General features: G+C 40.4%; 2 protein-coding genes. Both read left to right on the plus strand.

The window, feature by feature from the left end:
• Nucleotides 1-404: hypothetical protein (locus KDK16_RS05830; protein WP_257275126.1), on the plus strand; the 404-nt coding region annotated here is incomplete at its 5' end.
• Nucleotides 405-709: 305 nt separating this feature from the next.
• On the plus strand, nucleotides 710-2,146 hold the full coding sequence (locus tag KDK16_RS05835) for a hypothetical protein (RefSeq protein WP_257275128.1): 1,437 nt from the start codon (nucleotides 710-712) through the stop codon (nucleotides 2,144-2,146).
• The last annotated feature ends 2 nt before the right edge of the window (nucleotides 2,147-2,148 follow it).

The raw sequence follows: 2,148 nt of genomic DNA on the forward strand, positions 1-2,148 counted from the left end.
AAAAAGAATGGCCGCCCAAATCAAGACTGCCAGAATTTATGGGGGTTGACCAAGTTACTTACCGTTCATGGCTGACTCGCACAGCTGAGGAAATCCTGTACTGGACGGCAATGCAACCTCATGAGGTCAAAGACAATTGTACATTTACTCTTTCTGATGAGTGTTACTCAGAACACATAAAGCAGAGTGGAAACCTGGATACCACACTGTACCCAAAAGCTTTGCGTCGTTTCGACATACATAAAAAATTTCCCAAAGACTTCCATAATGTCAATGACCAACTCAATCTTGGAGCCAACAACGCTGTCTTTCCTCTGATCAGTCTGGTCAAGGGACTTACATTGTTTGTCGGCAATATTTTTGCATTCGCAGATCAATACACAGAGGAGGATAATACAGAATGACGTTGATACTCCCCAGTGCCCCCAACATCTTGGCGAATCATCCTGTTACACATCAATAACCAAGCCACTGCCCGCTGGACAGAAAGACCTTTGGCGCAGCAAACGGCTCAGATCTTATCCCGGCATCACTGACAGTCTATTTGCACTGTTCGGTATGACACAGGCATAGCCAACGGCCTTATTTCAACTCTGGGATCCTTCTTTTTTGGAACTTTCGTTTAATCAACAGGTCAATATATGAAAGCGTTCTTTGGCTGGGCTCACCCTCGTCAAGATTAAGGATAATCAAAGATAGGAAAAAAAGGATGAATCAATTATCTCAACCCTCATGTAATCAGGGGCAAAATCTCTTTACTCGCACCGCTGTAGACCGTGTTACAGAAGATGTTACAGCGAATCATGGCAATGTCACTGGCACTGGCAGAATCGTTAGTCCTGTCAGTAGTGAGCCACTTGCAGAAAAGCGCGAAGATTTCACACCCGATCTCGTAACAGGGCAAAAAGAAATCGGAATTTCCTCCAGAGCCGTTGTTTTAGATGTAGATACCCCTAAGGCCCCTAAAATCAAACCAAAACCAAAAACACTTAAAACCATTCAGGGGGCGAACACTGCTATCTTAACCGACAGACAAGTCAAGCTGATTCAGGAACTCATCGGTTTTAGAAAAGGCAGACTCAGGGTAGATGAATTTATAGATGTTATCGACTTCCTTCGTTGTCGTCCGAAAATAAATTTGCCTAAAGATTATTCCAGATCCCCAACACTTTTGTCAGGGATAATAAGAAATCAACTATGGAATGTTTTCGATATGGAGGAAAGTGATGAAATGAGGGAGGTATTAATGTCAACCACTGAAAGGAGAAAACAGATATTCCTGGCTGATGTCAGGAGAACAGAATTGAGACATCACTTCACAGACCTTACTGAAGAATTAAAAAATGATATTGATTTTCTGACTGAATATTCAAGTCAGCAGGGTATTCCCTATGGTACACCGCCGAAACTGGCAATACCGATTTATGAGCGTCTGGATATCGCAGCAAAAATAAAATCTTTGCCTGTTCTTCCAGACAGCTTTAAAGATGATGATTTGTATGATCAGCTTATCCGTTCAGGAAGGATACAACTTAAAGACCTGCCACAAGACATCCTGGATAAAAACGAAGAGTACTGTCTTTTACAATTATCGAAGGGGTTGTGTACATTATCAGAGGTTCCGGCTCCGTTTTTAACAAAAAAATCCATTTTGGATTCACTCAATGGTTTCGGTTTGTACGATAATTTTATCGAGTTTTTCAAAAATTATAATAAATATATGACGGCGATCAATGATCCTGACTTCTTTGAAGAGGTACTTCTCAAAGCTACTTCAGCAGCGCTGGAAATAAGAATGAATTGCTATGTTTCAGGCATCTACCCCTTGTCTGATGTTTATCATTATTGCATAGAAAGATACAAAGATGGCAGGGAGGGATTTGCTTCGTTGTTAAAAAGATTGGTAAAAGCTAATCCCTTTTTTGTCATAGTCGTTGAAAATTTGAGTGATTCATTGCTTCAGGAATTGATTGAAATAGGAAAAAAATCATTATCACAAATGTTAAGCACAAGACCTGAAATAAGCCAGGCTTTTGATACAGGAGTCCTTTTTTCTTTCTTTAATAAAGTTAATGCAGAAGATGATTTTAAAAACCCCGTCATGAACAGCTGCTTGTTGGCAATGATTCTGTTAGCAAGGACATGAAT

It is taken from the genome of Endozoicomonas sp. SESOKO4 (genome assembly GCF_024606275.1).

Coding starts and splice junctions, on each gene's coding strand:
- KDK16_RS05835 (WP_257275128.1), top strand. CDS start 710: ATGAATCAATTATCTCAACCCTCATGTAATCAGGGGCAAAATCTCTTT.